At 33.0% G+C, this 4998-nt stretch carries 5 protein-coding genes and 1 tRNA gene; 3 read left to right on the top strand and 3 right to left on the bottom strand.

Features of this window, described 5'->3' with window-relative positions; genetic code table 11:
- The first annotated feature begins 58 nt into the window (after positions 1-58).
- The 3 genes from ON15_RS04790 (at position 59) to ON15_RS04800 (ending at position 2043) form a co-directional block, all read left to right on the top strand.
- Positions 59-131 (top strand) — tRNA-Glu (locus ON15_RS04790).
- 150 nt (positions 132-281) lie between these two features.
- A complete protein-coding gene (locus ON15_RS04795; protein ID WP_010580344.1) occupies positions 282-566 on the top strand; it encodes a hypothetical protein in 285 nt (94 codons plus the stop codon).
- A gap of 346 nt (positions 567-912) precedes the next feature.
- Positions 913-2043, top strand: a complete 1131-nt coding sequence (locus tag ON15_RS04800; protein ID WP_010580345.1) for an HAD family hydrolase — start codon at positions 913-915, stop codon at positions 2041-2043.
- A 157-nt stretch (positions 2044-2200) separates the two neighbouring features.
- Here the strand turns inward: ON15_RS04800 and ON15_RS11230 are convergent, their stop codons facing one another.
- The 3 genes from ON15_RS11230 to ON15_RS11980 form a co-directional block, all read right to left on the bottom strand.
- Positions 2201-2611: an MgtC/SapB family protein gene (locus ON15_RS11230; protein ID WP_081580164.1), complete on the bottom strand. Its 411-nt coding sequence runs from the start codon at positions 2609-2611 to the stop codon at positions 2201-2203.
- Positions 2612-3151: 540 nt separating this feature from the next.
- Positions 3152-3799 carry a site-specific integrase gene (locus ON15_RS11975; RefSeq protein WP_328285373.1) on the bottom strand — a complete coding sequence of 216 codons (648 nt, stop codon included), beginning with the start codon at positions 3797-3799 and terminating at the stop codon, positions 3152-3154.
- Complete coding sequence (locus ON15_RS11980; protein ID WP_235720430.1) at positions 3742-4191, bottom strand: N-terminal phage integrase SAM-like domain-containing protein; 450 nt, start codon at positions 4189-4191, stop codon at positions 3742-3744. The genes ON15_RS11975 and ON15_RS11980 overlap by 58 nt, the downstream gene beginning before the upstream one ends.
- Positions 4192-4998: the final 807 nt, after the last annotated feature.

Raw genomic sequence — 4998 nt, forward strand, 5'->3', positions numbered from 1 at the left:
CTCAGGAGAAAATAAGATTGACAAAGTTTTTTTTTAATGTATAATAATAAGAGTATTTTGCCCGTTGGTCAAATTGGTTAAGACGTCGCCCTCTCAAGGCGGAGTTACGGGTTCGATCCCCGTACGGGTGATGCTGATATTATTGCTTGTCCATCTGTGGAGGTGGACTTTTTTTTATAATTAAAACGATTGCTACTTAGACTATTGATGTTTATAATGTTAGTAATGAAGTTAAGACTTGAGAGTTTTAATAATGGATTTTGAAGGTGAGGAGGGATGACATGCTACGAAAAACAAAAAATTTTTTGCAAGCGAACCACATCAATTATAAAAAAGAGCACGTCAATCCGCTGATTGTTCCAGAAAAGGTATACGTGCTAAAATTTGGTAAAAATAAGCTTAATAATCGTTTCATCGTTGAGCATACCTATACATGGACTGGTCGAATCAAAATCAATAAGATTTCTTTACGTCTGCATGGTCAAAGAGGCCCGCATGAGTTTCAAAATGAGGCTGAGCTCCTACAGTATTTAAAGAGCCATATTCAGTATTATTTAAATTCATAGTTTAAAGCAGTTATTTTAAACCTGAGGCAAATTAATTTTTACCTTGGGTTTTTTATTTCATTAAAGTACTAATTAAATTATTTGATTAGCACTTAATGAAGTAAACTGACACTGATTGCAATTAACATAATATTAATTCTTTTCCTTGGTATTTGCCGATTTTAAGTTTTTCAAGATTAAAAAGAATAGCTTTGGTGAAATTGAGGTGAAAATGTGTAATTATACAGTGATAAGTCAATCACTGTTGCCCAAAGTCACGGGATTTACAGCCTGACTTGATTAAACAATACTAGATTTATTCGAATCAAACACTTTGCATTTGAAATTTAGATTGAGGGGTTGAATTTTGGATATAGCAGAAAAGCAACCAGTAGTAGCAATATGTTATGACTTTGATAAAACATTGTCACCTGATGATATGCAAGCACAAGGATTTATTCAGTCAGTTGGGTATAATGTTAAGTCTTTTTGGAATGAATCAAATAATCTTGCCAAACAAGCAGAAATGGATCAAAACTTAGCTTGGATGTATGAAATGAAGAAGGCAGCGGGAAAAACTTTATTTACTCGTCAAGCTTTAATGAAATATGGATCGCAAGTTCAACTATTTCCCGGAGTTGAAGAATGGTTTGATCGAATTCAAGACTATGGTGATAAGGTTGGTGTAAAAGTTGAACATTATATTATTTCATCGGGTTTAAAAGAGATGATCGAAGGTACTAAGGTTGGCAGAAAGTTTAAAAAAATTTTTGCCAGTTCATTTTTATTTGATCGAGATGATGTGGCAATTTGGCCGGCCCAAGCGGTTAATTACACAAATAAGACACAATTTCTTTTTCGAATTGAAAAAGGTTTACTTGATCTGAATGATCAGCGGGTAAATGATCATTTTTCACCAGCTCAGCTGAAAGTCCCATTTAGAAATATGATTTATATTGGTGATAGTGATACTGATGTCCCCTGCATGAAACTAGTTAATTCTCGGGGTGGATATTCGATTGGAGTTTATGATGTGAAAAGCAATGATAAAAGTAAAGTTTATAAAATGATGCGTGATAAAAGGATTAAATATTTTGCGCCAGCCGACTATACGCCAAATCACGCCTTAGACCGCTTAGTGAAAGATATTATTGAACGAACTGCTAAAAACGAGCAATTGGAAAGAAGATATTATTCTTGTCAAAATGAAGTAATTGCAAATGATAGCAGAGAGTTGGTTGAAGAACGAAACAAGACTAATTTGATTCTTGCTTTAGAAGACAGTGGCTCATTTGCACGGACTTATAAAATTATTGCGAAAATGAAAAAAATAAAAAGTTGGAATTCTCAAGAAACTAAGTCGATCATAAAAATTGCACTTGAGAACAGTCAAGTGCGTTATATTGCTAACTCAGATGAATTAAAACCGTTCTTTTATCAATTAATGGGAAACCAAAAATCAGATTTAATTGATCAGCTGAAAAAGATCTTAGCGTAGCTGATTTATCATTTTCAGAAAGTGATGTCTATAATTTCCAGTTGCAAAAAAGTTTAAGAATTTGTCAACTTAATGAGACTTCTCGATTTTGTAAAATTATAATTGGGTATCTAAATTGCTACTTTTAAAACGAATGAACTTGTTTGTAAATCTAGAATTAATTTTTCTTTTTTATGGGAGCTTTAAGAATCAAATTTACGCTAATTTCTAATTTATCATGATTAATTCCAACAATTCGTAAACTTAGATTTTGAGCACCTAAATTTTTTAAAAGATCTTTAATTTTCGTCAAGACTTCAGACTGATTTAAAACGGTGATTGGTAATCTAATGTGTACACTTTTTATAAGTTTATTGAATAAAGAATCATCGTGAAAAACAAATTGAATAATTACCAAGAGAATTGTTGCTGCAACACCAACAAAATACTGACCAGCCCTTTCGGTCATGCCAATTGCCGCGGTTGCCCAGACTCCAGCGGCGGTTGTTAATCCACTGAGTTGATCTTTTCTGATTAAGATTGTTCCGCCACCAATGAAGCTAATTCCGCTAATAATTTGAGCCGAAATTCTTGAAGGATTTCAAATAACACTCTTATTTGAGAGAATATCACTGATTATTAATTATGAATGAATTTTTAGCAACCAATTTTAGTTCTGATTTAAAAAATTAATATCCGGATTCCATAGCCAAAGTTTATTCTGACATAATCGTTACGGTAACTTTAGCTATTTGATTGTAATGGATGACTCGATGTAGTATGTAGTGTTGTTGATCAAGTTTGGTTCTATTACAATTTAAGATGATACTCGCTTGGTCAGTTACTGTGTATTTTCATGTGCACTGAGAAACTAGAACTAATAAAAATATAGAAAAACACGTAAACAAAAATGCTATTAAATCAACATTTAGGAAGATTTAATAGCATTTAGAAACACCTGATTGGGCATACTGGGCTTGATTATATAACCAAATATCATTGATTTAACAGCCTTTCTGTTTTTCGTGGTGCAATTTTGGTGCATTAAAAATTTACGAACTTCACAAATTGTTGAGCTGTGGCTTGTTTTTGATTTCTAGTAACTGAGGTGTAAATATCTAAAGTTGTTTTAATATCCGAATGGGCCAAGCTGTTCTTGTAATTGCTTTGGCTGTATTCCACCCTCAATTGCCAGTGTGGCATAAGTATGCCTAAACCCATGAATTGGTATGGTTTTAATCACATACTTTCTGCAAATTTGGTGTAGCCAAACACGTGGCTTATTAGGGTTATGCATCTCATTTTTTGCTGAAGCAAATACTAGCTGATTAGGCGTGTCTGAATTAAATCCAAATGCAAATAGTTTGATACGCTGCTCTTGCTTCCAATGATGGAGTATAGAAATAGTTTTGCTATCTATATAGATTTCTCGATCTGAATTTTCAGTTTTAGTAGTCTGGACAACTAGACGGTTGTCACCATTTGATTGTGTTTTATTTATTTTAATTTTTCCTGATTTAAAATCAACGTTGTTCCAATCAAGCGCCAAGGCTTCGCCCTTGCGAATGCCGCTAAAAGCTAACAGTCTAAAAAACGTATACGCCTGATAATTGTCAAAATCATATGCACACTTTAAAAACTGACGTAACTCATTCTTGGTGTAGTATTCTTGCTTAGGATCCCGCTTATTGATTTTTTGATGTCGTGCTTGTGGAATTATTACAGCATTTGCAGGGCTTGAGGAGATAATTTTAAGCTTAACGGAGTAATCAAGTATTTTTGAAGCGTAGTTAAAGTATCTTTTGTATTGTGCGTAGGGGTGTTTAAACCAACTATTAGCAGCTGATTGGCAAAAAGCTGTGTCGATACTAGATATTTTTTATCAGCAAAAACAGGTAAGATATGATCGTTAAAAATGCGTTTTGTAGTAGCCCACGTAGATTCTTTGACTGTTAGCTTGTAGCTGTCAAACCAAAGCTGATATATATCATCAAATGTTTGATTTGTATCAACAATACCTTTGCACATTTTTTCTTCTGCTCTTTGTGCGCTTATTCGAGCTTCCGCTTTAGATTTAAATCCTCGTTGGCCAATTCGCTTACCATTTTGAGAAATTTGATACCGCCAAAGGTAGCCATGCTTCGTATGATATTTCTGATAACTTGCCATTGCAATCATTCCTTTCTTAATTTAAAATATAAATAGGGTGTAAAAGCCCCCTAAACAGATAGGACATACTCAAGCTTTAGGCGGTGAAAGTGTGTTTTTTATTATGTAAAGCACTAGGGACAAGTCCTAGTACTGTAATCCTACTTTTTGTTATCTCTAAATATCAAATAAATGATAAATAGTTGAATAACTAAAGTAGCAGATATAGTGATTGTCAACTTGACGGCACCACCCAGCTTACAGTTTAATTCAAGTGGTCAAACCTGCACTGCAGCCAGTAATCAGTATAGCAGATACTAGACATTAATTATATAGCGTGTTAATATATAAGTGGATATAGTGGTTTGTCGCAAAGACTCATCACTCTTTTTGGTGGACTTAGTCAATCCACCTCACTCATGGACTCCAACTTAATTGCTGGGGTTCATTTTTTATTAACGGAATACATCCTTAGCTTTGGTCGGTGGGGGTGTGCTTTTTAAAAAATAAAAAGTAAATAGGATAATCCAACTTATTATTGTGACAATTAAGCTTATATAATAAAATAGTGGGGCTTTGTAACCAACAGAAATATTATAATTTCCCTTTTTTAAATTAAATTGTACAGTTCCTCTTTTGCTTATAATAAAATTCTTGTTTTTATTATTAATTTTTAAATGGGTATGTGTATAAGCTAATATTGGCAAATTTATTGTTGCTTTTTCAGATATTTTTAATTTTGTTTTTAGCTCGTTTGAGCTTCCATTTCAAAATTATTTTTTGTTGTTTTTTATTTATATAAGCTAAATTATTTATTATTGAAGTACT

Origin of the sequence: Liquorilactobacillus vini DSM 20605 (assembly GCF_000255495.1) — a bacterium.
In the GTDB taxonomy this organism is placed as follows: Bacteria; Bacillota; Bacilli; order Lactobacillales; family Lactobacillaceae; genus Liquorilactobacillus; species Liquorilactobacillus vini.

Excerpts from the sequence above, each read along its gene's own strand:
- ON15_RS04795 (WP_010580344.1), top strand. The coding sequence starts at position 282 with ATGCTACGAAAAACAAAAAATTTTTTGCAAGCGAACCACATCAATTAT.
- ON15_RS11980 (WP_235720430.1), bottom strand. The coding sequence starts at position 4,191 with ATGGCAAGTTATCAGAAATATCATACGAAGCATGGCTACCTTTGGCGG.